The 23,903-nt window shown below is 63.9% G+C and carries 19 protein-coding genes; 10 read left to right on the top strand and 9 right to left on the bottom strand.

What is annotated here, in order from left to right; genetic code table 11:
* Nucleotides 1-34: 34 nt before the first annotated feature.
* On the bottom strand, nt 35-850 hold the full coding sequence (ppsR, locus tag WT26_RS13740; RefSeq protein ID WP_021159117.1) for a pyruvate, water dikinase regulatory protein: 816 nt from the start codon (nt 848-850) through the stop codon (nt 35-37).
* Between the two features lie 375 nt (nt 851-1,225).
* Between ppsR and ppsA the strand changes: the two genes are divergently transcribed.
* The 3 genes from ppsA (at nt 1,226) to WT26_RS13725 (ending at nt 5,248) form a co-directional block, all read left to right on the top strand.
* Entirely contained in the window at nt 1,226-3,625 is a 2,400-nt protein-coding gene (ppsA, locus tag WT26_RS13735; protein ID WP_059532297.1) for a phosphoenolpyruvate synthase, read from the top strand.
* A 205-nt stretch (nt 3,626-3,830) separates the two neighbouring features.
* A complete protein-coding gene (locus WT26_RS13730; RefSeq protein ID WP_059532300.1) occupies nt 3,831-4,265 on the top strand; it encodes an NfeD family protein in 435 nt (144 codons plus the stop codon).
* 35 nt (nt 4,266-4,300) lie between these two features.
* A complete protein-coding gene (locus WT26_RS13725) occupies nt 4,301-5,248 on the top strand; it encodes an SPFH domain-containing protein (protein WP_069273107.1) in 948 nt (315 codons plus the stop codon).
* Between the two features lie 171 nt (nt 5,249-5,419).
* Here the strand turns inward: WT26_RS13725 and smpB are convergent, their stop codons facing one another.
* Nucleotides 5,420-5,866, bottom strand: coding sequence for an SsrA-binding protein SmpB (gene smpB / locus WT26_RS13720; RefSeq protein ID WP_006478511.1), 447 nt, complete (start codon nt 5,864-5,866; stop codon nt 5,420-5,422).
* 98 nt (nt 5,867-5,964) lie between these two features.
* Between smpB and WT26_RS13715 the strand changes: the two genes are divergently transcribed.
* Together WT26_RS13715 and WT26_RS13710 are read left to right on the top strand one after the other, a co-directional pair.
* A complete protein-coding gene (locus WT26_RS13715; protein WP_027787100.1) occupies nt 5,965-6,402 on the top strand; it encodes a type II toxin-antitoxin system RatA family toxin in 438 nt (145 codons plus the stop codon).
* 4 nt (nt 6,403-6,406) lie between these two features.
* Nucleotides 6,407-6,730, top strand: a complete 324-nt coding sequence (locus WT26_RS13710) for an RnfH family protein (protein WP_069273106.1) — start codon at nt 6,407-6,409, stop codon at nt 6,728-6,730.
* Between the two features lie 54 nt (nt 6,731-6,784).
* Here WT26_RS13710 and WT26_RS13705 read toward each other — a convergent pair whose 3' ends face one another.
* The 3 genes from WT26_RS13705 to WT26_RS13695 all read right to left on the bottom strand — a co-directional run bounded on the left by WT26_RS13705 (nt 6,785) and on the right by WT26_RS13695 (nt 9,822).
* Nucleotides 6,785-7,753, bottom strand: coding sequence for a DMT family transporter (locus WT26_RS13705; protein ID WP_069273763.1), 969 nt, complete (start codon nt 7,751-7,753; stop codon nt 6,785-6,787).
* A 139-nt stretch (nt 7,754-7,892) separates the two neighbouring features.
* Nucleotides 7,893-8,561 (bottom strand): glutamine cyclotransferase, encoded by a 669-nt coding sequence (locus tag WT26_RS13700; RefSeq protein ID WP_069273762.1) that lies wholly within the window; start codon nt 8,559-8,561, stop codon nt 7,893-7,895.
* Nucleotides 8,562-8,601: 40 nt separating this feature from the next.
* On the bottom strand, nt 8,602-9,822 hold the full coding sequence (locus tag WT26_RS13695; protein WP_069273105.1) for a DNA-binding protein: 1,221 nt from the start codon (nt 9,820-9,822) through the stop codon (nt 8,602-8,604).
* A gap of 260 nt (nt 9,823-10,082) precedes the next feature.
* On the opposite strand from WT26_RS13695, the gene guaB reads away from it, so the two are divergent.
* The 3 genes from guaB (at nt 10,083) to guaA (ending at nt 13,886) form a co-directional block, all read left to right on the top strand.
* The gene (gene guaB, locus WT26_RS13690) at nt 10,083-11,543 is read left to right on the top strand and encodes an IMP dehydrogenase (protein ID WP_059532318.1); all 1,461 of its coding nucleotides are present in this window, start codon (nt 10,083-10,085) and stop codon (nt 11,541-11,543) included.
* 6 nt (nt 11,544-11,549) lie between these two features.
* On the top strand, nt 11,550-12,149 hold the full coding sequence (locus tag WT26_RS13685; protein WP_069273104.1) for a hypothetical protein: 600 nt from the start codon (nt 11,550-11,552) through the stop codon (nt 12,147-12,149).
* A gap of 117 nt (nt 12,150-12,266) precedes the next feature.
* A complete protein-coding gene (guaA, locus tag WT26_RS13680) occupies nt 12,267-13,886 on the top strand; it encodes a glutamine-hydrolyzing GMP synthase (RefSeq protein WP_027787108.1) in 1,620 nt (539 codons plus the stop codon).
* A 267-nt stretch (nt 13,887-14,153) separates the two neighbouring features.
* Here guaA and WT26_RS13675 read toward each other — a convergent pair whose 3' ends face one another.
* Genes WT26_RS13675 through WT26_RS13660 form a run of 4 tightly spaced genes read right to left on the bottom strand, consistent with a single transcriptional unit; the run spans nt 14,154 to nt 21,788 of the window.
* On the bottom strand, nt 14,154-15,185 hold the full coding sequence (locus tag WT26_RS13675; RefSeq protein WP_069273103.1) for a Wadjet anti-phage system protein JetD domain-containing protein: 1,032 nt from the start codon (nt 15,183-15,185) through the stop codon (nt 14,154-14,156).
* Complete coding sequence (locus tag WT26_RS13670) at nt 15,182-19,579, bottom strand: hypothetical protein (protein WP_069270278.1); 4,398 nt, start codon at nt 19,577-19,579, stop codon at nt 15,182-15,184. Before WT26_RS13670 ends, WT26_RS13675 begins: the two co-directional genes overlap by 4 nt.
* Before the next feature lie 2 nt (nt 19,580-19,581).
* Nucleotides 19,582-20,313: a hypothetical protein gene (locus WT26_RS13665; RefSeq protein WP_059827272.1), complete on the bottom strand. Its 732-nt coding sequence runs from the start codon at nt 20,311-20,313 to the stop codon at nt 19,582-19,584.
* On the bottom strand, nt 20,310-21,788 hold the full coding sequence (locus tag WT26_RS13660; protein ID WP_059827273.1) for a hypothetical protein: 1,479 nt from the start codon (nt 21,786-21,788) through the stop codon (nt 20,310-20,312). Before WT26_RS13660 ends, WT26_RS13665 begins: the two co-directional genes overlap by 4 nt.
* A gap of 257 nt (nt 21,789-22,045) precedes the next feature.
* Here WT26_RS13660 and WT26_RS13655 point away from each other — a divergent pair, with 257 nt between their 5' ends.
* Entirely contained in the window at nt 22,046-22,381 is a 336-nt protein-coding gene (locus WT26_RS13655) for a helix-turn-helix domain-containing protein (protein WP_063895039.1), read from the top strand.
* Nucleotides 22,374-23,621: a type II toxin-antitoxin system HipA family toxin gene (locus tag WT26_RS13650; protein WP_059870768.1), complete on the top strand. Its 1,248-nt coding sequence runs from the start codon at nt 22,374-22,376 to the stop codon at nt 23,619-23,621. Before WT26_RS13655 ends, WT26_RS13650 begins: the two co-directional genes overlap by 8 nt.
* The last annotated feature ends 282 nt before the right edge of the window (nt 23,622-23,903 follow it).

Below are 23,903 nucleotides of genomic sequence, written 5' to 3'. Positions count from 1 at the left end.
TTCGGGGCGGGAAGGGCGGCGCGCCCGCGCCGCGTCAGTACGACTGCCGGTCGAGGCGGACTTCCTGCAGGATCGTCGTCGCGATTTCCTCGATCGACTTGTGCGTCGACGACAGCCACTTGATCCCCTCGCGGCGCATCATCGCTTCCGCCTCGTTGATCTCGTAACGGCAGTTCTCGGGTGCCGCGTACTTGCTGCCCGGGCGCCGCTCGTTGCGGATCTCCGACAGGCGCTGCGGGTCGATCGACAGCCCGAACAGCTTCTCGCGGTGCGAGGCGAGCGCCGACGGCAGCTTGCCGCGTTCGAAGTCTTCCGGAATCAGCGGATAGTTCGCGGCCTTCACGCCGTACTGCATCGCGAGATACAGGCTCGTCGGCGTCTTGCCGCTGCGCGACACGCCGACGAGGATCACGTCGGCCTCCGACAGGTTGCGGTTCGACTGGCCGTCGTCGTGCGCGAGCGAGAAGTTGATCGCCTCGATCCGGGTCTTGTATTCCTCGGTGTCCGCGTTCTGGTGGCCGCGGCCCATCGCGTGGCTCGACTTGAGCTCCAGTTCCTGTTCGAGCGGTTCGACGAAGCGCTGGAACATGTCGAGCACGAGTGCGTTCGAGCGTTTGACGATGTCGTTCGACTCGCTGTCGACGAGCGTCGTGAACACGATTGCGCGGCGGCCGTCGTGCACGGCGGCCTCGTTGATCTTCTCGACGGTCGCATAGGCCTTGTCGAGCGAGTCGACGAACGGCACGCGCACAAGACGGAATTTCTGGTCGAACTGGGAGAGGATCGAGTGCGCGAAGGTTTCGGCAGTGATCCCGGTGCCGTCGGAGACGATGAATACGGTAGGCAGCATGAATCTGGGCGTCGAGCGTGAAGGGCGGTTGCGCGGGCGGCTGGAGGTTCGCCTCCAGACGCAGTGACAAGGTCGCGCCACATCCGGCAGCCGGCACGGTAGAATAGCGGCAACCTGTTGGATAAGCAATTGCGGGGGCAGGGCGCGAACGGCGCCCCAGGCTTTGCCGCTCGATTCCATAATTCCCGGCAAGTTTGGCGATTTGTCTGCAAATATCGCCCTTCTGCCGGGATTTTTGCAAATCGGGTCGGAAGATTTTCGCCGCTGCGAGTGTTTCTCCAACAGGTTGCGCAAGACGCGCCGCGCCTTTTTGCAAGCGCCCGCGTCCAAGCCCACTTGCGCAATCGAGCATTTTTTTCACACTTAGGGGCTTGTATGACTAACGCAGCAAACGTCGCAAAGGACCAGGCGTATGTAATTCCGTTCGAGCAGTTGCGGATGACCGATGTGGAAATCGTCGGCGGCAAGAATGCGTCGCTTGGCGAAATGATCAGCCAGCTTTCCGAAGCAGGCGTTCGCGTACCCACCGGTTTCGCCACGACCGCGCTCGCGTTCCGCGATTTCCTCAAGCACAACGACCTTACCGATCGCATCGCCAAGCGTCTCGAGTCGCTCGACATCGACGACGTGAAGGCGCTCGCCGAAGCCGGTGCCGAAATCCGCAAGTGGATCGTCGATGCACCGCTGCAGGCGCGTCTCGAGCAGGAAATCCGCGCGCAGTTCGAAGTGCTGAAGAACGGCTCGCCGGCCGAACTGTCGTTCGCCGTGCGGTCGTCCGCGACCGCGGAAGACCTGCCCGACGCATCGTTCGCCGGCCAGCAGGAGTCGTACCTGAACGTCGTCGGCATCGAAGACGTGCTCGACCGCATGAAGCACGTGTTCGCGTCGCTGTACAACGACCGCGCGATCTCGTACCGCGTGCACAAGGGCTTCACGCACGCCGAAGTCGCGCTGTCGGCCGGCGTGCAGCGCATGGTCCGCTCGGACGTCGGCGCGGCCGGCGTGATGTTCACGATCGATACCGAATCGGGCTTCAAGGACGCCGTGTTCATCACGTCGAGCTACGGCCTGGGCGAAACCGTCGTGCAGGGCGCCGTGAACCCGGACGAGTTCTACGTGTTCAAGACGACGCTCGCACAGGACAAGTACCCGATCATCCGCCGCTCGATCGGCTCGAAGCTGATCAAGATGGAATTCACGCAGCCGGGCGAGCCGGGCCGCGTGAAGACGGTCGACGTGCCGCACGAGCAGCGCAACCGCTACTCGATCACCGACGAAGACGTGATCGAGCTGGCGAAGTACGCGGTCATCATCGAGAAGCACTATCAGCGTCCGATGGACATCGAGTGGGGCAAGGACGGCCGCGACGGCAAGATCTTCATCCTGCAGGCACGCCCGGAAACCGTGAAGAGCCAGGCAACCGGCAAGGCCGAGCAGCGCTTCAAGCTGAAGGGCCAGTCGCAGGTGCTCGCGACGGGGCGTGCGATCGGCCAGAAGATCGGCGCGGGCCCCGTGCGCGTGATCCAGGATCCGTCGGAAATGGAACGCGTGCAGCCGGGCGACGTGCTGGTGGCCGACATGACCGACCCGAACTGGGAGCCGGTGATGAAGCGTGCGGCGGCGATCGTCACGAACCGTGGCGGCCGGACCTGCCACGCGGCGATCATCGCGCGTGAGCTCGGCGTGCCGGCAGTCGTCGGCTGCGGCGATGCGACCGACGTCCTGAAGGACGGCGCGCTCGTCACCGTGTCGTGCGCGGAAGGCGACGAAGGCAAGATCTACGACGGGCTGCTCGAGACGGAAGTCACGGAAGTGCAGCGCGGCGAACTGCCGGAAATCCCGGTCAAGATCATGATGAACGTCGGCAACCCGCAACTCGCGTTCGACTTCTCGCAACTGCCGAACGGCGGCGTGGGTCTCGCGCGTCTCGAGTTCATCATCAACAACAACATCGGCGTTCACCCGAAGGCGATCCTCGAGTACCCGAACATCGACCAGGACCTGAAGAAGGCCGTCGAGAGCGTCGCGCGCGGTCACGCATCGCCGCGTCAGTTCTACGTCGACAAGCTGACGGAAGGTGTCGCGACGATCGCGGCGGCGTTCTATCCGAAGCCCGTGATCGTGCGTCTGTCCGACTTCAAGTCGAACGAGTACAAGAAGCTGATCGGCGGTTCGCGTTACGAGCCGGACGAGGAAAACCCGATGCTGGGTTTCCGCGGCGCATCGCGCTACATCGCTGAAGACTTCGCGCAGGCGTTCGAGATGGAATGCCGTGCACTGAAGCGCGTGCGCGACGAGATGGGCCTGACCAACGTCGAGATCATGGTGCCGTTCGTGCGTACCGTGAAGCAGGCGGAGCGTGTCGTCGGCCTGCTCGAGAAGTTCGGCCTGAAGCGCGGCGAGAACGGCCTGCGCCTCGTGATGATGTGCGAAGTCCCGACCAACGCGATCCTCGCCGAAGAGTTCCTCGAGCACTTCGACGGTTTCTCGATCGGCTCGAACGACCTCACGCAGCTCACGCTCGGCCTCGACCGCGACTCGGGCATGGAACTGCTGGCTGTCGACTTCGACGAACGCGACCCGGCCGTCAAGTTCCTGCTCAAGCGTGCGATCGATACCTGCCGCAAGATGGGCAAGTACGTCGGTATCTGCGGCCAGGGCCCGTCCGATCACCCGGACTTCGCGCAATGGCTGACCGACGAAGGCATCGTGTCGATCTCGCTGAACCCCGACACGATCATCGATACGTGGCAGGCGCTTGCCAACCGGAAGTAAGATGGGCAACGGTCCTCAGGCAGGCGGGCGGCGCGTCCGCCTGCCGGATGAAGGCAATACGCAAGCTTCATGCTATAAACACCCCGGTACGCACCGGGGTGTTTTCGTTTGCGGGCACGCGCCGGGCCGCCCCAAGAGTGCCGGCCGCCCCCTCGGGGGGGCAGCGAACGCAGTGAGCTTGGGGGTCGTTTTTTCTGGAGACCACATGATGTCGGGGCATCTGTTCTGGTGGGTCGCGGTGGGCGTGCTGGTCGTGGCCGAACTGCTGACGGGCACGTTCTACCTGCTGATGATCGCGCTCGGCTTTCTCGCGGGCGGCTTGCTGCAACTGGCCGGCTTCGCGCCGCACGTGCAGTTCGGCGCGGCGGCCGCGGTCGCGATCGTCGCGATGATCGCGCTGCGCCGCTCGGGGCTCGGCCGCAAGCAGAAGCGCGACACGTCGACGAATCCCGACGTCAATCTCGACATCGGCTCGACCGTGACGGTCGATGCGTGGCGTGACGGCCGCGCGCGCGTGCAGTATCGCGGCGCCGACTGGGACGTCGAGCTGGCGAACGGCGAGCGAGACGATGTGCACGTGTATCAGGTGAGTGCCGTGCGCGGCAATTGTCTCGTGGTCGTGGCGAAACCCGCGGGCTGATCGTCCGCCGATATACAACAAGGAGGGAATATTTCATGGATTCGCTGATCATCTGGGTGGTCCTGCTCGTCATCGCGATCGTGATCGTGTCGAAGACGGTGAAGATCGTGCCGCAGCAGCATGCGTGGGTGCTCGAGCGCTTCGGGCGCTATCACGCGACGCTGTCGCCCGGCCTGAATATCGTGCTGCCGTTCGTCGATCGCATCGCGTACCGGCACGTGCTGAAGGAAATCCCGCTCGACGTGCCGAGCCAGGTCTGTATCACGCGCGACAACACGCAGCTGCAGGTCGACGGCGTGCTGTACTTCCAGGTGACCGATCCGATGAAGGCGTCTTACGGGTCGAGCAACTTCGTGCTCGCGATCACGCAGCTCGCGCAAACCACGCTGCGTTCGGTGGTCGGCAAGCTCGAACTCGACAAGACGTTCGAGGAGCGCGACTTCATCAACCACAACATCGTGTCGGCGCTCGACCAGGCCGCGGCGAACTGGGGCGTGAAGGTGCTGCGCTACGAGATCAAGGACCTGACGCCGCCGAAGGAAATCCTGCACGCGATGCAGGCGCAGATCACCGCGGAGCGTGAAAAGCGCGCGTTGATCGCCGCATCCGAAGGCCGCAAGCAGGAGCAGATCAACCTCGCGTCGGGCGCGCGCGAAGCCGCGATCCAGAAATCCGAAGGCGAGCGCCAGGCGGCGATCAACCAGGCGCAGGGCGAGGCCGCCGCGATTCTGGCGGTGGCCGAGGCGAACGCGCAGGCGATCCAGAAGATCGCGAACGCGATCCAGTCGCAGGGCGGGATGGATGCGGTGAACCTGAAGGTCGCCGAACAGTATGTCGGGGCGTTCTCGAATCTCGCGAAGCAGGGCAACACGCTGATCGTGCCGTCGAACCTGTCGGATCTCGGCACCGCGATCTCGTCGGCGCTGACGATCGTCAGGCATGCGGGGCCGGCGGGAGCCGGCACGCCGGCCGGCAAGGCCTGAGTGGTGTCGCCGCGGCGGTCTTGCCGCGGCTGCATCGTGCGCCGGGCGTGCGGCGGATTGCCGCGACGAAGTGCGATGAAGTGCGCGTCCGGCCGCCCGCCGGCTCGTCACGCTTCCCCACAGGACAAAGGCCCGCTTCGAGCGGGCCTTTTCATGCGAGGTAACGGCGCGTCAGGTGCCGGCGCGCATGATGCGTGCCTTTTCGCGTTCCCAGTCGCGCTTCTTCTCGGTTTCGCGCTTGTCGTGCAGCTTCTTGCCCTTCGCGAGCGCGATGTCGCACTTCACGCGACCGCCCTTGTAGTGGAAGTTCAGCGGCACGAGCGTGTAGCCGCGCTGCTCGACCTTGCCGATCAGCTTCTTGATTTCCTCGCGGTGCAGCAGCAGCTTGCGCGTGCGAACCGGGTCGGGCTTGATGTGCGTCGAGGCTTCGGGCAGCGGGCTGATATGGGTACCGATCAGGAAGATCTCGGCGTTCTTCACCACGACGTAGCCTTCCTTGATCTGGCCGCGCCCGGCGCGCAGCGCCTTGACTTCCCAGCCCTCGAGCACGAGCCCCGCCTCGTAGCGTTCCTCGATGTGATAATCGAAGTGCGCTTTCCTGTTGTCGATGATGCTCATGAAAGGATCGGGCCAACTCGTTTAAAATCACGATTTTAGCAAAGCGGGGCGGGAATCGCCCGGCTTGCGTTCTCACCTTTAGCGATGCCGCGCGATTTATGGCAGATGTCCAGAAAACCGTATTGATCCGTCATTCGGCGGAACAGATGTTCGACCTCGTCACCGACGTGGCCGATTACCCCAATTTCCTGCCCTGGTGCGGCGGTGTCGAGGTTCGCCGTCAGGACGAGAGCGGGATGGAAGCGCGCATCGACATCAACTTCAAGGGCATCAAGCAGCACTTCGCGACGCGCAATACGCAGCAGCGCCCGACGCGGATCGACATGGAGTTCACGGACGGCCCGTTCAAGAAGTTCACGGGCTCGTGGCGCTTCACGGCGCTGCGTGCCGATGCATGCAAGATCGAATTCGCGCTGCACTACGAGTTCTCGAACATCCTGCTCGAGAAGATCATCGGGCCGGTGTTCAGCCACATCGCGAACACGTTCGTCGATTCGTTCGTGAAGCGCGCCGACCAGCGCTACGGAAAGGGGTGACGCGATGCTGTCGATCGAAGTCTGCTACGCGCTGCCGGATCGCCAGACGCTGATTCCGCTGTCGCTGCCCGAAGGGGCGACCGTTCGTTCGGCGATCGATGCGAGCGGCGTGCTCGCGCTGCACCCGGAAATCGATCTCGCGAACGCGAAGACCGGCGTGTTCGGCAAGCTTGCGCCGCTCGACGCACCGCTCGCCGACCACGACCGCGTCGAGATCTACCGCCCGTTGATCGTCGATCCGAAGCTCGCGCGCCAGCGGCGCGTCGACAAGTCGCGCCGCGACGGCTCCATCGAGGGCCGCAAGTGGATGCACAAGGATTCGCGCTGATTCGCGCGATCCGACGCTGATTTATCCGATTCGTCCGATCAAACCCCGCCGCGCTCAGTGCGCGGTGAGGTTCGCATTCATCGGATCGTCCTTCGTGTGCGTGTCGCCATGCCGCCGCACCGATCCGTAGACGCCGGCGAGCAGCAGCACCAGCGCGGCGATTTCGAGCGCATGCGGCATCCGCCGGTCGTATGCGAACGCATACAGCATCGCGAACACGGTTTCGAACACGATCAGCTGGCCCGACAGCGTGAGGGGCAGCCGCTTCGACGCGGCATTCCACAGCCCGTTGCCGAGCCACGACGCGCCGATCGCGAGCACGAGGTTCAGCAGCCAGAACAACTGCCAGCGCGACGCGGGCACCGCTGCCTGCAGCGTGCCGGCCGGCGCCGCGAGGACGCCGAGCCAGCACAGCGCGCCGATCAGGCCCGTCACGACACCCCACAGCACCGACCACTCGTTGCCGCCGAAACGATGATGGCGCTGCAGATAACGTGCGTTCGCGACCGCGTACCAGGTCCAGCTCGCGAGCGCGCCCGCCGCGCAGGCGATGCCGGCGAGTTTCTGGCCGAGCGTCGTCGCATGCGCGGCCTCGGACGTGAACAGGTCGACGTTGATGCAGACGATGCCCGCGATCACCAGCGCCAGCGGGGCGGCGAGCCGGCGCAGCGGTACCGCGCCGTGGTCGCCGAGGCCCGCGAGTGTCACCGTGACGGGCAGCACCCCGACGATCAGGGAGCTGGGCGCGATGCCGATCAGGTGCACCGCGCCGGACAGCAACATGTAGTACGCGACGTTGCCGACCAGCGCGAGCTTCGCGAGCGCGACGAAATCCTCGTGGGTCAGCCGCGCGAGCAGCGAGCGGGCGGCCGGCAGCGCGGCCGCGAGCGACACGAGGCCGTACATCGCATAGCGGCCGGCGCTCAGCAGCAGCGGCGAGAAGTCGGTCAGCAGCCGCGGGACGAGAAACACCATGCCCCACAGGGCGCCTGCCAGAACACCGTAGACCACACCGCGCTGCATCGACCGCTCCGAACACATGACTGACGAGCGCGCATCTTAGCGGTGTCGGGGGAAAGGCGTCTTGTTCATTCCTGCACTCGGCGGGAAGCGGCGCGGCGTTGGCGAACGCCGCGCGTGTCGTCGGCAGGGGAGACTTGGCCTATTGATCCGTCGATTCGGCCGATGCCGTCGCGCCGCGTGCGGGGCGACGCACGGCCCGAATCTTCCCGCTGTTGCCGCCGCCGCAGTAGAAGCGGTCGCGGCCGTCGGATTCGAGCCCCGACACACCGACGCCGGCCGGCATGTCGAGCCGTTCGAGCACTTGACCCGATTGCGGATCGACTCGCCGCAGCTCGCTTGCGTCGCCTTCCCAGGTGCCGTGCCACAGCTCGCCGTCAACCCACGTCACGCCGGTGACGAAGCGGTTCGATTCGATCGTGCGCAGCACGGCGCCCGATTGCGGATCCACCTGATGAATCTTGCGTTCGCGGTACTGGCCGACCCACAGCGTGCCTTCGGCCCATGCCAGCCCCGAATCGCCGCCGCCGCCGGGAGCGGGAATCGTCGCGAGCACGCGGCCCGATTCGGGGTCGATCCTCTCGATGCGGTCCTCGACGATCTGGTACAGGTGGCGGCCGTCGAACGCCGTGCCCGCGTGCGCGGCGACGTCGAGCGTGCGCAGCGTCTCGCCGCTGTCCGGGTCGAGCGCATTCAGCTTGTCGCCGGACGCGTACCACACGTGCTTCCCGTCGAACGTGACGCCGTGTACGCCGTCGACGCCGGGAAACGGGCCGTATTCCCGGATGATGTCTGCCGCGGATCGTTTCATGTCGCCGTCCTCGTCGTTCAGTGCGTTCGGTAACGTCATCCTAATCTCCCGGCAGCGGGGCGGGGAGTAACAAGGTCGTCGCGAAACCGGGCAGCGGCGGCGTCATCCAGCGGCGCGCGCGCCCGCGGCCGAACGTCTGCACCTTGCCTGCCTGCGCGAGCGCGTCGAGCGCGCGCTGCACGGTGCGCTGGCTTGCGCCGAGGGCCAGCGCCAGCGCGGAGCTCGACCAGGCTTCGCCATCGGCGAGGAGCGCGAGCACGGCCGCATGCTTTTCGTCGACCGGGCGCGCCAGGACGACGGTCTCGCGCACGCCGAGCGGTTCGAGCGCAAAGCCGCGCGCGGTCGCGGTCACGTCCGCGAGCGGTTGGAGCATCGCGCGCAGCCGGCCGATCTCGACGCGCAGGCGCGCGCGATGCGATTCGTCCGCGTGCCGTGCGCGAAACGCGTGGGCGATGAGCGCGTCTCTCGGCACGTCGGCCGGCCATGCCTCGCCGAGCGCGCGGGCGAGCACGAACAGCACGGGCCGCCGCGCGAGCGACACGGTCGTGCGCGCGTCGCGCACCGTGTGGCGGCACGCATCGACGACGACGGCGTCCGACGCCAGCAGCGCTTCCACTTCGTCGAGCAGCAGGAGCCGCGCACCGCCGGGCGCGATCCGGCGGGCGGCCGGCGCGTCGAGGATGCCGCGCGCGCAGTCGATCTCGGCCGTCAGTGCGGCGATGCCGGCGTCTTGCGCGGCCTGGCGTGCGCGGGCGAGCGCCGCGCGCGCGGCGCCGGGCCGCACGCGCCGCATCGCGATGCCCGCGGCGACGAGCTCGTGCACGGCGCGCGACGCCGCCGGCAGCGGCGCCGGATCGAGGCCGGCGAGCGCGCGCTCGGCGTCGTCGAGGCGCCCGATCAGCAGCAGCCGGCGCACTTCGAGGTGGCGTGCGTGCGCCGCATTGACGTGATCGCCGTGCGCTTCGAGCGTAGTGCGCGCGGCGTCGAGCGCACGGGCCGGCCAGCCGAGCTCGCGCGATGCGAGCGCGATCTCCGCTTCCGCGACGACGCAGCGCGCGCGGGCCACGGTCTCCTTCGGGCCGAACGCGCGCGCCGCACTGCGCACGAGCGCCTTCGCGCGTTCGAAATCGCCGAGCTGCGCCATCGCGATTCCGCGCAACGCGAGCGCCGGCGCATCGTCGCGCAGCGCGACGCGGTTCAGCGCGCCGAGCGCGTCACCGGCCGCGAGCGCGCGCGCGGCCGCCGTGATCAGCGAATCCATCCGAATCCCGACACACTTGTCACTCCCGCCGTTCGTGGCCCGGCACTAATCTAGCACCACACCCCCCGCGTGGCCGGGCTGGCGTGAGGGCGCGCGAACGGACACGCCGGCGTCCAAAACGAAACCGGATCGAAAACGAACCGAACGGGGAACCGAACGATTCGGCCCCCGAACGGCCGAAACCGGCTAAGCCGTTGTTCGTGTTGTGAAAATTCACGGCGCTTCGCGTATAATTCGCTTTTGCGCCCATAGGATTTGCCATGCGTCTGATCCAAAAAGCACTCACTTTCGATGACGTGCTCCTCGTTCCCGCCTTCTCCGACGTTCTCCCGCGCGACACCAGCCTCAAGACCAAGCTGACCCGCAACATCTCCCTGAACATGCCGCTCGTGTCCGCTGCGATGGACACGGTCACCGAAGGTCGCCTCGCGATCGCGATGGCCCAGCAGGGTGGCGTCGGCATCGTCCACAAGAACCTCACGCCGAGCGAGCAGGCCCGCGAAGTCGCGAAGGTCAAGCGTTTCGAGTCGGGCGTCGTCCGCGACCCGATCACGGTGCCGCCGCAAATGAAGGTGCGCGACGTGATCGCGCTGTCGCGCCAGCATGGCATCTCGGGCTTCCCGGTCGTCGAAGGCCCGCAGCTCGTCGGTATCGTCACGAACCGCGACCTGCGTTTCGAAACGCGCCTCGATGAGCCGGTCAAGTCGATCATGACGCCGCGCGAGCGCCTCGTCACGGTCAAGGAAGGTACGCCGCTCGCCGAAGCGAAGGCGCTGATGCACAGCCACCGCCTCGAGCGCGTGCTGGTCGTCAACGACGCGTTCGAACTGCGCGGCCTGATGACCGTCAAGGACATCACGAAGCAGACCGAGCACCCGGACGCGTGCAAGGACGAACACGGCAAGCTGCGCGCAGGCGCGGCGGTCGGGGTCGGTCCGGACAACGAAGAGCGCGTCGAGCTGCTGGTGCAGGCCGGCGTCGACGTGATCGTGGTCGATACCGCGCACGGCCACAGCAAGGGCGTGCTCGAGCGCGTTCGCTGGGTCAAGCAGAACTTCCCGCACGTCGAAGTGATCGGCGGCAACATCGCGACGGCTGCTGCCGCGAAGGCGCTCGTCGAATACGGCGCGGACGCGGTCAAGGTCGGTATCGGCCCGGGTTCGATCTGCACGACGCGGATCGTCGCCGGTGTGGGCGTGCCGCAGATCAGCGCGATCGCGAACGTCGCGGAAGCGCTCAAGGGCACGGGCGTGCCGTGCATCGCCGACGGCGGCGTGCGCTTCTCGGGCGACGTGTCGAAGGCTCTCGCGGCCGGCGCGAACGCCGTGATGATGGGCAGCATGTTCGCGGGCACCGAAGAGGCGCCGGGCGACGTGTTCCTGTACCAGGGCCGCCAGTACAAGTCGTATCGCGGCATGGGTTCCGTCGGTGCGATGAAGGACGGCGCGGCAGACCGCTACTTCCAGGACAACTCGGCGAACATCGACAAGCTCGTGCCGGAAGGCATCGAAGGCCGTGTCGCGTACAAGGGTTCGGTCAACGCGATCCTGTTCCAGCTGGTCGGCGGTGTGCGCGCCAGCATGGGCTACTGCGGCTGCCGCACGATCGACGAGCTGCACGACAAGGCCGAATTCGTCCAGATCACGGCGGCGGGCATGCGTGAGTCGCACGTGCACGACGTGCAGATCACGAAGGAAGCGCCGAACTACCACGTGGACTGATCGCCGATGAAACCGCTGCTGCGAGCCGTGCTGATCGTCGATGCCGTGCTGCTGCTGGCGTTCGGCGTGCTGTTCGTGCTGACGCCCTGGCAGTCGCTCTTCAACGCGCTGCAGCTTGCGAACGTCCAGCCGGCGATGCTCGGCCAGGCGTTCGGCATCGCATTGCTCGGGCTCGCGTGGCTCGCGTTTCATGCAGCGTTCAACGGGGATCTCACGGCGCCCGTCGCGCGCGCGGTCGGCCATGTGTACTGGCTGACTGGCGCGCTGACGATCGTCTGGTCGATCGGCTCGCACGGTCCGGCGCTGGCGGCGGCCGGCCAGCTGCTGTCCGCGGCGGTCGGCGTCGCGCTGATCGTGCTCGGCCTCGGCGGCGTGCGGCTCGCATCGGCCGTGCGCCGGCGCGAGCGGGCGCAGGCGCTCGAAGGCCGTGCCGCGCAGCGGCCGGCCGAGCCGGCGGTGGTGTCGCCGCAGCGGGCCGAGCCGGTCGTTGCCCGCCCGGCGGCCACGTCCACCGCAGCGGCGGCCGCACCGTCCGGCGCGCCTGCCGCGTCCGGCAAGGCGTCAAGCGACGTCGCGCTGGACGAGCGCCCGCCGATGCAGGATTGAACCGGCCATGCGTCGCGCGTGCTGCCTTCCGCCCGACGCCGCTGTCCATGCTTTTGACGCAGCGCACGATGCAAACGATGCGCTGCTTTTCTTATTCTCTTCATCCCGTCCGCAGCCATGCACGACAAAATCCTGATTCTCGACTTCGGTTCGCAAGTCACCCAACTGATCGCGCGCCGCGTGCGTGAAGCGCACGTCTACTGCGAAATCCATCCGAACGATGTGTCCGACGACTTCGTCCGCGAGTTCGCGCCGAAGGCGGTGATCCTGTCGGGCAGCCATGCGAGCACGTACGAAGACCACCAGCTGCGCGCGCCGCAGGCCGTGTGGGATCTCGGCGTGCCGGTGCTCGGCATCTGCTACGGCATGCAGACGATGGCCGTGCAGCTCGGCGGCAAGGTCGAGTGGAGCGACCACCGCGAATTCGGTTACGCGGAAATGCGCGCGCACGGCCATACGCGCCTGCTCGACGGCATCGAGGATTTCAAGACGGACGAAGGCCACGGGATGCTGAAGGTCTGGATGAGCCACGGCGACAAGGTTGCCGAGCTGCCGCCGGGCTTCGCGCTGATGGCGTCGACGCCGAGCTGCCCGATCGCCGGCATGGCCGACGAGGCACGCGGCTACTACGCGGTGCAGTTCCACCCGGAAGTCACGCACACGGTGAAGGGCCGCCAGATCATCGAGCGCTTCGTGCTGCAGATCGCCGGCGCGAAGCCCGACTGGATCATGAAGAACCACATCGAGGAAGCCGTCGCGAAGATCCGCGAGCAGGTCGGTGACGAGGAAGTGATTCTCGGCCTGTCGGGCGGCGTCGATTCGAGCGTCGCAGCCGCGCTGATCCATCGCGCGATCGGCGATCAGTTGACCTGCGTGTTCGTCGACCACGGCCTGCTGCGCCTGAACGAAGGCAAGATGGTGCTCGACATGTTCGAAGGCCGCCTGCATGCGAAGGTCGTGCACGTCGACGCATCCGAGCAGTTCCTCGGCCACCTGGCCGGCGTGACCGATCCGGAAGCGAAGCGCAAGATCATCGGCCGCGAGTTCGTCGAGGTGTTCCAGGCCGAGGCGAAGAAGCTGTCGAAGGCGAAGTGGCTTGCGCAGGGCACGATCTACCCGGACGTGGTCGAATCGGGCGGCACGAAGACGAAGAAGGCGACGACGATCAAGAGCCACCACAACGTCGGCGGCCTGCCGGAAACGCTCGGGCTGAAGCTGCTCGAGCCGCTGCGCGACCTGTTCAAGGACGAAGTGCGCGAGCTGGGCGTCGCACTCGGCCTGCCGCCGGAGATGGTGTACCGCCATCCGTTCCCGGGCCCGGGCCTCGGCGTGCGGATTCTCGGCGAAGTGAAGCGCGAATACGCGGACCTGCTGCGCCGCGCGGACGCGATCTTCATCGAGGAACTGCGCAACACGACCGCGACCGCGCAGGATGCGGCTGCCGGCCTGTGCGGCGAAGCCGATGTCGGCAAGACCTGGTACGACCTGACGAGCCAGGCGTTCGCGGTGTTCCTGCCGGTCAAGTCGGTGGGCGTGATGGGCGATGGCCGCACGTACGACTACGTGACGTCGCTGCGCGCCGTGCAGACGACCGACTTCATGACCGCACACTGGGCGCACCTGCCGTACGCGCTGCTCGGCCGCGCGTCGAACCGGATCATCAACGAGGTGCGCGGGATCAACCGGGTCGTGTACGACATCTCGGGCAAGCCGCCGGCGACGATCGAGTGGGAATAGAGGTTCTTGGAATTCCCTTTTGAATCAATGGGTTGTGTTGATCGGTAAATCACGCGTGCCCGATTCTAAATTGCCGAGCGCAGGTCCGTAAGTCCTTGATCGCTAGAGGGATTGTCAACCTGCGCCTGCGCCCTGCGCGGAAACCGAGCAACCGTCATTTGACGGTATTTCTGACGGTATATGCGGGCAACATGTGGATGGGCTTGCTTGATACCGTCAGCGGTGCCGACGGTATCCTTGACCTGTTAAAGCCATGCGCTTTGACGCTCAGCCGTCCAAGCCGCCGGGGGCGGCCCTGACGCCAATGGCATCAGCACGGAGTTGTTCAGTGCCCAGCGCTTCCTGAGGCAGCCACATGCCTGCAGACCAAACTGCTTCTAGTTTTGCGGCGAGCTCTGCGCCGAGCCAGGCAGCCGCCAGTCCTGCTACATAGGTTGCGCACTCGGGTTTTTCACGCCGCACTCCGTTCGCAAGCAACCAGCGGTACAACGGGAGCGCTGCAGAAACGGTCGGATAGCCTGGTTCGACGGAACGGTTGAAGTCCACGGGAATTGACAGGCCCTTCGGGTCCAGGTCGCCAAAGTACTCCGCTGAAGAAGCTCCTGTTTCTTGTATCGCTTGGCGCAACGCTCGCCCAGTGAGCCTGAAGTTTTCACCTCCGCCATAGATGACCGCCGTGTATCGTCGCGTGGCCTCGTTCCATTCGGCGAAGCTCCAGTACGTGTTGTGGTTTTCGACAACGAGTACGGACTTGCCAGGCGCATCAACCTTGCGATACGGCAGCGGCTGGGGCACTCGGAAGCAACCGATGACGGAAATTGGAAGTCGCCCACCAAAGAGGAAGTCTCCGACACACATGTTGTCGAGCCGCTTCTCGTCGCCGAAGATTTCCAAGGAACGTTCCTTGATTGGAACCGGGGAGAAAGCCCCTCGGCGTCGGAGTAGGAAGTCATTGATGGGCCGTAGCGATGGCAACTGCGATGGCCTCAACTCTGGCCAGAACCCCAGCTCCGGCGCCCAGATCACGTCGGCATAGTTGACAGAAGCCTTGGAGCGAGGTGAACTCTTCAACGTGACCCAAAGTGGAAGAGCGGGCGAGCCGGCCTGTTCCCAACTTCTGGTAGCCGGCAGCGAGATGGCACCGTCAGCTTCTAGCTCCTTCAGCGCCCTCAGCAGCAGCACACCACGGTCTGGGCTGTTCTGGACATCTGGGTACAGCGAGAAGTAGTGCCGGCGCAGCTCGTCGAGCGGCACACGCTTGCGCGGCGATGATAGCAGCGCTTCAAGGAACTCGCTCAAGCCAACTCCTCGGGTACGTTGTTGAGCTTCAGGTTAGCGAACTCAAGGTGCCAGCGTCTTGTCTTGCTGTTCTGTCCGGCGCGGCGCAGGCGGATGAATCGCTGGAACTCGCCGAGAGCGTTGAAGTCCTGAAGTGCCGTGGCGAATATCAATTGGACGTTCATGGCCTCGGCCAGCAGCCGTTGGGCGCGCCACATGGTGGGGCTGGTGGCCTTCGCGAACGGGTTGTCGAGGATGAGCGGCCCACCGGCAATGCGATATACCTGGGCGTGGTTCTCAGCCCGCAACTGGTTGATGACCAAGTATAGGAACATCGCCATGACGACGCCTTCGCCACCGGAGTTCGAAACCCGCTCAACCGGTACGTACTGCTCTGTCTCCTCGATGGACATCTTCAGGACTTGCAGTCCTAGCGGACGCCCATAAACGCGCGCCACAGCGTCGGCGATGAAGTCTGTACCGCGCGGAGGGAACACATTTGTATCAACCAACGTGTCGAGGTAGGCGCTGAGAGTCTGGCGTCGCGTCTCAACTGGCACTGAGCCGAAGTTTGCCCGCATCTTCAGGACTTGCTTGCCACCGACGTATGGGGCACCCACCGGCACTGACTTGTCCTTGCTCGTCGCGCGATTCAGCGTCGTGATGGCCGAGCGGACGACGGCGAGAACCTCCTCGACGCAGGCATCGAAGTCAGCTTGCATCGACCGCAGTGTTGCCTCGGTCGTCGCGATGCGGTCGTCCAGATGCTCTAGGAGCCGTTTCGCGTCCGTACACGCGGCACCGAACTCGTTGGCGACCATCTGCTGCGCAACATCGGGGTCGACCTCGCGGAACGACTGCTCCGACGCAGCCGCCTTGACGAGGTCGAAGGCAGCGCGAGCCTTGGTTTGCAGTTTGCTGACGCCTTGGTTCTTCCCCGTGTAGTCCTTTAGCAGCGCGTTGACTTGGTTGCTGGCGTCGGCCTCCAGAACGAGACTGTCGGGGTCCGGCACTTCTAAGGTCATTCCCACTTGGGCGCCGATTTCCGCTGCAATGAGCACTGGATCGGGCTTGTCTTCAAACCCCATGCTGCTGCGCAGCAGCGCCTCAACCTTCCCGTCCGCCTCCGCGGCTGTGCGCTTCCGATTGGCTCTGTCCGCGGCTTGGTTCGCGGCTTCGTTGGCCGCACGCATCCTTTCCAACGCCGCGTTCACGCGGTTCTCGGCCTCAGCCATGAGAGCGGCCAGAGCATCCAGGTCCAAAGCCTCGTGAGCAGGTACCGCGGGGCCGAGGTTCGTCTTGTTTGAGTCCAACCACTTTCTTGACTCGCCGTTCACGACCTGCAGATTTGAAGCAGCGTTCACCTGCTCTGGCTTGGCCGCCTCCAGTGCGGTCTCGACGTCGGCTAACGCATCTTCATGGTTTACGTTCAGAAAGGCAGCAAGGTCCGCCATCTGAACGCCCTTGTATTCGCGGGTGAACTCCTTGGCCTTGTCTTCACGGCGCTTTCGAGCATCTTCCAGCTTGTGTGCCAACAGCCCGAGTCGCTCCCTTTCTTCGACCAGATAGGCCGCTTCCGCATCGCTGTAAATGCGGCGCAACGTCTCTACCGGTCGCGGGTTCTGCAACAGCTGTTCGTGAGCCGGATAGTCCTTGTCGTAGTGCGCAACGCCCGCACGCTCTTCGCCTGCGACCTTGAGTTCATGGTCAGTGCTCACGCGCAAACCGTGGTCGCGGTCGTGTTCACGCTGCAGTCGCTCAAGGCCCTCATCGGCTGCGGACTTGCTCTCCTGTGCTGCGGTGATGCCTTGTGCTACGTCCGCCAGTCGGTGGACGCGCTCCGCATGACCGGCTTCGTGTTCGTTCTGGAACGTGCGAACTGCTTCGGAAGATAAAAGTGCAGCCTGGCGTCTCGCATCGGCGGCTTGGGCTTGCAGCTCCAGCCCTTGAGCCTTCTCATCCAACTCAAGCGAGAGCGATTCGAGGGACTCCGCGCGTGCTGTCGCAGCGGCAGCGTCTTCTTCGAGGGCCACCTTGTCGGCTCGTGCCCGTCCAAGTTTTCCGTCGCCGAATTCCTTCGCATACCTATCCAGCTCGTGGATAGCCTTCAGCGTTTGGTCGTGGCGCTCCTGATACGCGGACCGACGCTCGTTTTCATCAGAGACCCGGATCTCGAGGTTCGAGCCCAGCTTGGCGGCAGCCTCGACGTTAAAGGCCGAATCGTCCTCGGCAGGGACGACCAAGCGCTCCGCCAGTTGCGCTGCAGGCTCAAGGGTTGTCGCTGATATCACTACAGGACGCGTAGGCCGCCGTGCCTCCCAGGAGATGGCCCTGGCCTTATCAAGTTCCGTGGACGCCACGGAGACGCCGAGGAAGCGGGCGGGGTCGCTGGCGACGAGCGCCTGCGCCTTGGAGGCGTCCGGTAAGGCGCGTGAGATGTATTCGTTATAGGCTTTCGCCGAGCGCACTCCTGCCTGTAGAAGTGTCTCGACGACGAGTGCAACGTCGATGCTGTAGCCAGCAACCCCGGTCTCATCAATAGCCTGCTTGGTGGCGCGTAGCTCCGCCAAGCGAACGTCTCCCACAGACACTTGTCGTGCCGACTCAGAGACGACCTCGCGCAGGCGGGCAGGCAAGGCCGCGGACAACGGGTCGACGCGGTCGGATTCGACGGCATTCAGAAGAGTGGGTAGCTGTGCCAGGCGTTCGAGCTCGGCTTCTCCTCGTGCGATGAACTCGCCGAGTGCCCGTGCCTTGGCGGCCAACTCGGCCGCGCGGACGTTCTCCGCTGCGGAGGACTGTCGATGCTCTCGTGCCTCCTTGGCGCAGCGTTGCTGCGATGCTCGATGCAGGTCACGCTCGGAAGCCGCAGTTGCAGCATTGGTATTCAGTCGTTCAAGCGCCTCCGCAGTCGTCTCATCGGGTCCGAGAAAGGCACCATCCGCTTCAAGAGCTTGCCTACGACGCGTGTAGGACTCCTCGGCCGCTTGAAGCTTCGAACGTTCCCCTACCTGGCGGAGCTCGTCAGCTTCGGCTTGAGTTCGTTGCTTGCGGAGGGCCGTTCGTTCTTCCTCACGCGCGGTAGCTCGCTCATTGAGCACTTGGAGCGCTACCTTCAGTCGCTGCTCTTCGTTGAACAGTGCTCGGCGCAGCAGCGCCCCCTGAGTTTCGACGTGGTCCTTCGTCGGTTTGAGATTCGCGCGCTCGGCTTCGGCCAGCGCGTCAAGCTCCTTGAGCTCTTCGTCGACGCCGACGATTTCCTTCTGCAGCCGCGCCGCTCGAATGAGTCGTTCGTCCTGCTCCAAGTTCTTTACCTGGCCATCGGCAGCCTCCTTGCGAGCCTTCGCCTGAGCGCTGCGCTTCTGGTGCCAGGCCCAGGTGACCGTCGCGTGCTCCTTTGTGTACGACGTCGAGTCCGCGAGCGCAGCCGAGGCCAGTCCTCGCTGGGTCTGCTCAAACTTCACTTCTCGGTCGTGGTCAAGGCACAAGGAGACGGCCCGGGCCTGCAAGGCCTGGACCATCTGAGCGCCCCGAATTAGCATAGAGCGCTGCGCGGCAAGCGTCTCAAGATACAGATGAGCAGACTCGGCGAAAGCGTTCAGTGATGCCCTGAACTTGGTTAGCTCATCACGACGCTTTTGGAACTGAGGCTTACGGCGATGCTTCTCGCATACCGCAACCACTAGCTTCCGTGCCTCGTCGGCCTTCGTGGTGTCGCTGGTCAGATTCAGGAATTTGCGCAGGAACTCGCCTTCCGTCTTGAAGTCGAGGAAACCCGTGTCGAAACCGCCTTCCTGTGCCGAGAAGTTGACCTGCATGCGCAACATGTCCAGGTCAATGAGACGCTCGTCTTTCAGATGCCGCTGCCACTCCGCTTGGCGGTTGTGACTGATGAAAACGTCACCCGAGTATTTTTTTTGCTGTGCGTGCAGCCAGCGAGAAAACTCCTGCATGGAGGACGACGTGGGCTGCGCCAGACCTGGGGCCGGGATGTCTACCAGGCCGAGGTCGGCGTGCTCCTCGAATGAGAAGAACATGCGGTCGACTTCCGGTGGCTCGGTGTGCGACCGTACCGCGACCGCCTGACCGGTCACCAGACGGTAGGGCTTGCCTCCTGCCATTCTGGACGGCATGAGCCATTCAACGATGATGAAACCAGGTACGCCATCGTGAGTGAAGTACTGAGAGAACGTGTTGTGCTTGCTCTGGATGTGTTTGAGAAACCTCTCTTGAGCGGTCTCGAAGCACGAGAACACAAGCCCGATGAGTGTGGTCTTGCCACCGCCATTCTCCAGGTTGATGAGCGTGTCGGTGGGTTGGCCGCTGTCCGGGTCGGTCAGCTCGAAAGTCATCCCTTCGTACCATGCGGTGCGGTAGCCGCAGTTGCCCAGGTGGATGCGGGAAATCTTCTGCATGGTCACGCCGCCTTGCGCTCGGTCGTAGCAAGCTGCGCCATCTCGTAAAGTCGCCGCAACGCCAGTTCTCGCAACTGCACACGCAGCCGAAAGGTGGGCGTGTAGGTCGCAGCCGCCTCGTCTTCCGCGTCGCGGTCAAGCCGAACAAGGCCGTTCTGCGACATCTGGTTCAGCGCAATCTTGACGACGCCGACAACCGAGGCATGCGACGCTCGCTGACCGGACGGGATTGCTACTGGAAGTGCTGAAATTGTCTCCCAGCCGGGAGCAAGCTCAGGTGGCACGTCCGGCGGAAGGTCAGATGTCTCCTTCAGGCGCCGCGCCAGTGCATAGAGTGTGTCGCGGCAGGTGGCCACAGACGCCGGGGGCGGGGAGTAGTTGTCATCGTCCAATCCATCAGTCGTTGGGAAGAAGGCCGCCGCGATGGCGATGTGGGCAAGCACGAGCGCAGCCTTCTGGTCTGGAGTCATGCCGCTGCGGATATCCGTGAGACGCACTGCGAAGCGGCTATCCTTGGAGGCCGGAACTACAATGAGCCCACGCTGCTCGCTCAAGTCGAGAATCTGCAGTTCCATGCCGGCCGCGACATCCTCGACGTAGCGTCTGAATGTCGGGTCTGCTCTGCACAGGGCAAGCAGCTCGCGGTACTCCGAGTCATTGATAGGCGACAACGTCGTGTGCAGCGCCTTGTAGGTCAGTCGCGCAGCGTTGCGCACGGTAGGTTCTATATTCATTCTGACTCTCCCTGGGGAACGAACTCGAGAGCACTGCCCTGAGCGATGTCGAGATGGAAGGTGTCTCCCGTGAGTTCGACGCTCACGTTCTTGAACTCGCTCTCAGACCGCGCGAACGATCGGAACAGGATGAGAACGAGGCACCGCCGCGTCGTCCGGTCTAGGCCTTCGTCCTCGGCGGCATCCAGCAGTTGGTCGATGCGCAGCCGTTGGCCGGCGGAAAACTTGCCTGCCAGCCAGTCGTTGGCGCGTAGCACGAGTTCCTTCGAAAACTGGTCGGGCAGGGGTTCGAGCTTCTCAATCGAGCCTGGGTCAGTCTCGACCTCTGCATCTTCCCCACGCTGCTCTAGTAGCAGGGCGAACACCGAGTTCAGGTCGTACACCCTTGGCCACACCGGTGGGTATAGTGCACTGATGAAGACGTCCGCTTCTGCCGAGAGTAATTGGGTCGGAAGGTTGACGAGTTGCGGAAGGAGTTGCGGCTCAAGGTCCGGGAGACCGGTGGGCTTGCGTGCACGGAAGACCGCGCGCTGCGCCTCGATGAAACGTTCGGGCGCTACGTTGATATCAGTGACAAGCTGTAGTCGGATGAGGCTGGCGCTACGGATGGTTTCCTTCAGCTGTACGAGACTCTCGCGCGTCTTCGGTTCATCGGCGCCAAGCAGGGCCTCGCCAACGGCTTCCTCCATCCGGGCGTCTTCGGCTTGGCGCTGACGAACGTGCGTCCGCGCCTCGTCGATCCGCCCGGCCATGTCTCGGCTCCAGTTGACGCTGCCTGGAGCGCGATAGGCCTGGTAGAGGCGATCGCGAATGAGCTGACGGTACTCAATGGATAGCTTGCGCGCACGGCGTGCGATTTCCAGAGCGGCATCGAAGCGCCCGCGCTGGACCAGAAGGTCCAGCATCTTTTCCAACAGTTCCTGGGAGTCCTCCGGCGAGAGATCCAACATTCCGAGGTAGACCAGATAGCCTTCCGCCGTTGGGCGGTACCGATATACATCTTCGGCGTCGGGCTCGAACCGTACAAGGCGGAACTGGATGCTGTTGGTGCTCGCGCTTTGGGCATCAAAATACTCGAAGCTGAACTCGCGATGGTTGTTGGCCTTGTTGTCCAGTGCATCGAGAATGACCTCCGCTACGCGCCGAGCCTGAGGCGCCGAGAGTGTCGGTTTCATCCGTATTGCGACGTCGGCAAGATGCGTCAGGATTTCTGTCGAAGTACTTCCACTGGAGACCGTGGTGGCTTCCATCATCTGATCCAGTGCTGACAATGCAAGGTAATGCGTGTCGACACCCTGGAAGAGGCTGCGGTCTGAACTGCTTTCGTCCCCGAGCATCATCTTATAGCGCTCAAGCTGGAATACCGGGCGAAGTAGCAGGAGGTTGCGCTGTTGCCGGGACAGGTCGAGCAGGCCAAAGCTGCCCAACGTAGTCAGCGTGTCTGCAAGGGCGGTGGTTGTCGGTTGGCCATCCATCAAGACCTATCCGTATTTTTAATGAAAGGAATTTGAAAGACCGTCATACTACCGCAATTGTTACCAGATTTTGCCGAGTTTAGCGACGAGTATGACTGTACCGATTACCGCATCTCTCACGAATTATCCGGAAATGTCGGCTCATCGAGGCTTATGAAATGGCTTGGCCCCTGATCGTCCTCCGTAGTCATATCATTGGCGGTTAGTGTTATCTTCGTGATACATTATCGGATATAAAGACTTACGAAGGTGGCAAAATGCCGACTCCTCACGCTCCTTCTGCCGGCGTCCGGCGGGCGTTGCGGAAATTGGGCGCCGATATTCACGACGCGCGTCGCCGCCGCCGGTTGACCATGGCGGTGATTGCCGAACGGGCTTTTACGTCCAGAGCGACTCTGCAGCGCGTCGAAGCGGGTGATCCGGGCGTGAGCATCGGCATCTATGCGGCCGTGTTGCAGGCGCTTGGTCTTCTGGGCGGGCTGTCGGAGATCGCCGATGTGGCCCGAGATACGATTGGGCAGTCGTTGGCAACCGCGGCATTGCCGCAGCGCATCCGGCTCCCTCGTAGCGGCGGGAAGGGTGACCATGGCTGATGTTGACGTCTACATTGATCTCGATGGCGCGCCGCGATCAGTGGGGCTGCTCAGACGCCATGCGTCGCGTCGGGAAGCAACGGTCACGTTCGAATATGACGAGACCTGGCTGGCCGACGACGAGCGTTTTTCTATCGAACCAGCGCTGGCATTGACGCGAGGCGTCTTTCCACCGCTGCCTGATCAACCGATCTTCGGTTCGATAGGTGATTCGGCGCCGGATACCTGGGGGCGCCGTCTCATGCAGCGCGCCGAGCGTCGCCAAGCAGAACGAGAAGGACGGCGCGTCCGTACACTCAGCGAACTGGACTATTTGTTGGGCGTAGCCGATGAAACGCGTCTGGGAGCCTTGCGGTTTCGCTGGAGCGGAGAGGACGAGTTCCAAGCGCCGGTGCCCGCCGGGGTTCCCGCGCTCATTGAATTGGGGCGGCTGCTACAAATCACCGAGCGCATCCTGCGGGACGAGGAAACCGATGAGGATCTGCAACTCATCTTTGCGCCCGGATCGTCGCTCGGCGGCGCACGTCCCAAGGCCTCGGTCATCGACCAGTACGGTCATTTGTCGATTGCCAAATTCCCGAAGGAGACCGACGACTACAGCATCGAGACCTGGGAGGAAATCGCACTACTATTGGCGGAACGCGCCGGCATATCCACTCCGCACCACGAACTGCTCCGCGTAGCAGGCAAGCCGGTGCTGCTGTCCCGTCGTTTCGATCGCGCAGGCAATATTCGCGTTCCCTTTCTCTCGGCTATGTCGATGACGGGATCGCGGGACGGTCAACGCGGCAGTTATCCCGAACTAGTTGACGCGCTGACGCAACATGGGGCGAAGGCGCGGGCCGACGCCGCGCAGTTGTATCGCCGCGTGACGTTCAATGTTTTGGTTTCCAATGTGGACGACCACTTGCGCAACCACGGCTTTCTGTGGGCGGGGCGCGATGGGTGGGTATTGTCACCAGCCTATGACCTCAATCCCACGCCGACCGATCTGAAGGCGCGTATCCTGACGACGAATATCGATCTCGACGAGGGAACGTGCTCGGTGGGGCTCTTGGAAAATGCGGCGGAGTTTTTTGGTCTGACGCTGAAACAGGCTCGGGCCACGATCCGGGAGGTAGCCGACGTTACCCGGACATGGCAAGCGGTTGCCCAGGAAGTTGGTTGCACACGAGCAGAGATGGCACGTATGGCCAGTGCCTTCGAGCACGACGATCTTAGCGCCGCATTGCGGCTGTGACGGTATCGAGGACCGTGCTCTAAAGATGCTGACGGTATCAGCGACGGTATTGCGGCCACAAATCGCCTTGGGACAGCCAATGTTCGTGATCTTTCAAACAAAACGAGCATTGATGCTCCGGGGCGTTCCGATAACAGCCATCAACTGCCGAGCATGATTTTCGGTATCGTTGACGGTATCGACGCCGCGTGACCAGGCGGAAACGCCGTCCCCAAAAGGCTCCAGCCCCAGATTGACGATCGAGTGGGAGTGAGATTCAGCATTCCCCGCCAGATGCAGTGA

The organism is Burkholderia cepacia, assembly GCF_001718835.1.
Classification (GTDB): domain Bacteria; phylum Pseudomonadota; class Gammaproteobacteria; order Burkholderiales; family Burkholderiaceae; genus Burkholderia; species Burkholderia cepacia_F.
The sequence above is the reverse complement of the archived record's forward strand: the minus strand, read 5'-3'. Positions and strand labels throughout refer to the sequence as shown.

Excerpts from the sequence above, each read along its gene's own strand:
- ppsR (WP_021159117.1), bottom strand. The coding sequence starts at position 850 with ATGCTGCCTACCGTATTCATCGTCTCCGACGGCACCGGGATCACTGCC.
- ppsA (WP_059532297.1), top strand. The coding sequence starts at position 1,226 with ATGACTAACGCAGCAAACGTCGCAAAGGACCAGGCGTATGTAATTCCG.
- WT26_RS13730 (WP_059532300.1), top strand. The coding sequence starts at position 3,831 with ATGATGTCGGGGCATCTGTTCTGGTGGGTCGCGGTGGGCGTGCTGGTC.
- WT26_RS13725 (WP_069273107.1), top strand. The coding sequence starts at position 4,301 with ATGGATTCGCTGATCATCTGGGTGGTCCTGCTCGTCATCGCGATCGTG.
- smpB (WP_006478511.1), bottom strand. The coding sequence starts at position 5,866 with ATGAGCATCATCGACAACAGGAAAGCGCACTTCGATTATCACATCGAG.
- WT26_RS13715 (WP_027787100.1), top strand. The coding sequence starts at position 5,965 with ATGGCAGATGTCCAGAAAACCGTATTGATCCGTCATTCGGCGGAACAG.
- WT26_RS13710 (WP_069273106.1), top strand. The coding sequence starts at position 6,407 with ATGCTGTCGATCGAAGTCTGCTACGCGCTGCCGGATCGCCAGACGCTG.
- WT26_RS13705 (WP_069273763.1), bottom strand. The coding sequence starts at position 7,753 with ATGCAGCGCGGTGTGGTCTACGGTGTTCTGGCAGGCGCCCTGTGGGGC.
- WT26_RS13700 (WP_069273762.1), bottom strand. The coding sequence starts at position 8,561 with ATGAAACGATCCGCGGCAGACATCATCCGGGAATACGGCCCGTTTCCC.
- WT26_RS13695 (WP_069273105.1), bottom strand. The coding sequence starts at position 9,822 with ATGGATTCGCTGATCACGGCGGCCGCGCGCGCGCTCGCGGCCGGTGAC.
- guaB (WP_059532318.1), top strand. The coding sequence starts at position 10,083 with ATGCGTCTGATCCAAAAAGCACTCACTTTCGATGACGTGCTCCTCGTT.
- WT26_RS13685 (WP_069273104.1), top strand. The coding sequence starts at position 11,550 with ATGAAACCGCTGCTGCGAGCCGTGCTGATCGTCGATGCCGTGCTGCTG.
- guaA (WP_027787108.1), top strand. The coding sequence starts at position 12,267 with ATGCACGACAAAATCCTGATTCTCGACTTCGGTTCGCAAGTCACCCAA.
- WT26_RS13670 (WP_069270278.1), bottom strand. The coding sequence starts at position 19,579 with ATGCAGAAGATTTCCCGCATCCACCTGGGCAACTGCGGCTACCGCACC.
- WT26_RS13665 (WP_059827272.1), bottom strand. The coding sequence starts at position 20,313 with ATGAATATAGAACCTACCGTGCGCAACGCTGCGCGACTGACCTACAAG.
- WT26_RS13660 (WP_059827273.1), bottom strand. The coding sequence starts at position 21,788 with ATGGATGGCCAACCGACAACCACCGCCCTTGCAGACACGCTGACTACG.
- WT26_RS13655 (WP_063895039.1), top strand. The coding sequence starts at position 22,046 with ATGCCGACTCCTCACGCTCCTTCTGCCGGCGTCCGGCGGGCGTTGCGG.
- WT26_RS13650 (WP_059870768.1), top strand. The coding sequence starts at position 22,374 with ATGGCTGATGTTGACGTCTACATTGATCTCGATGGCGCGCCGCGATCA.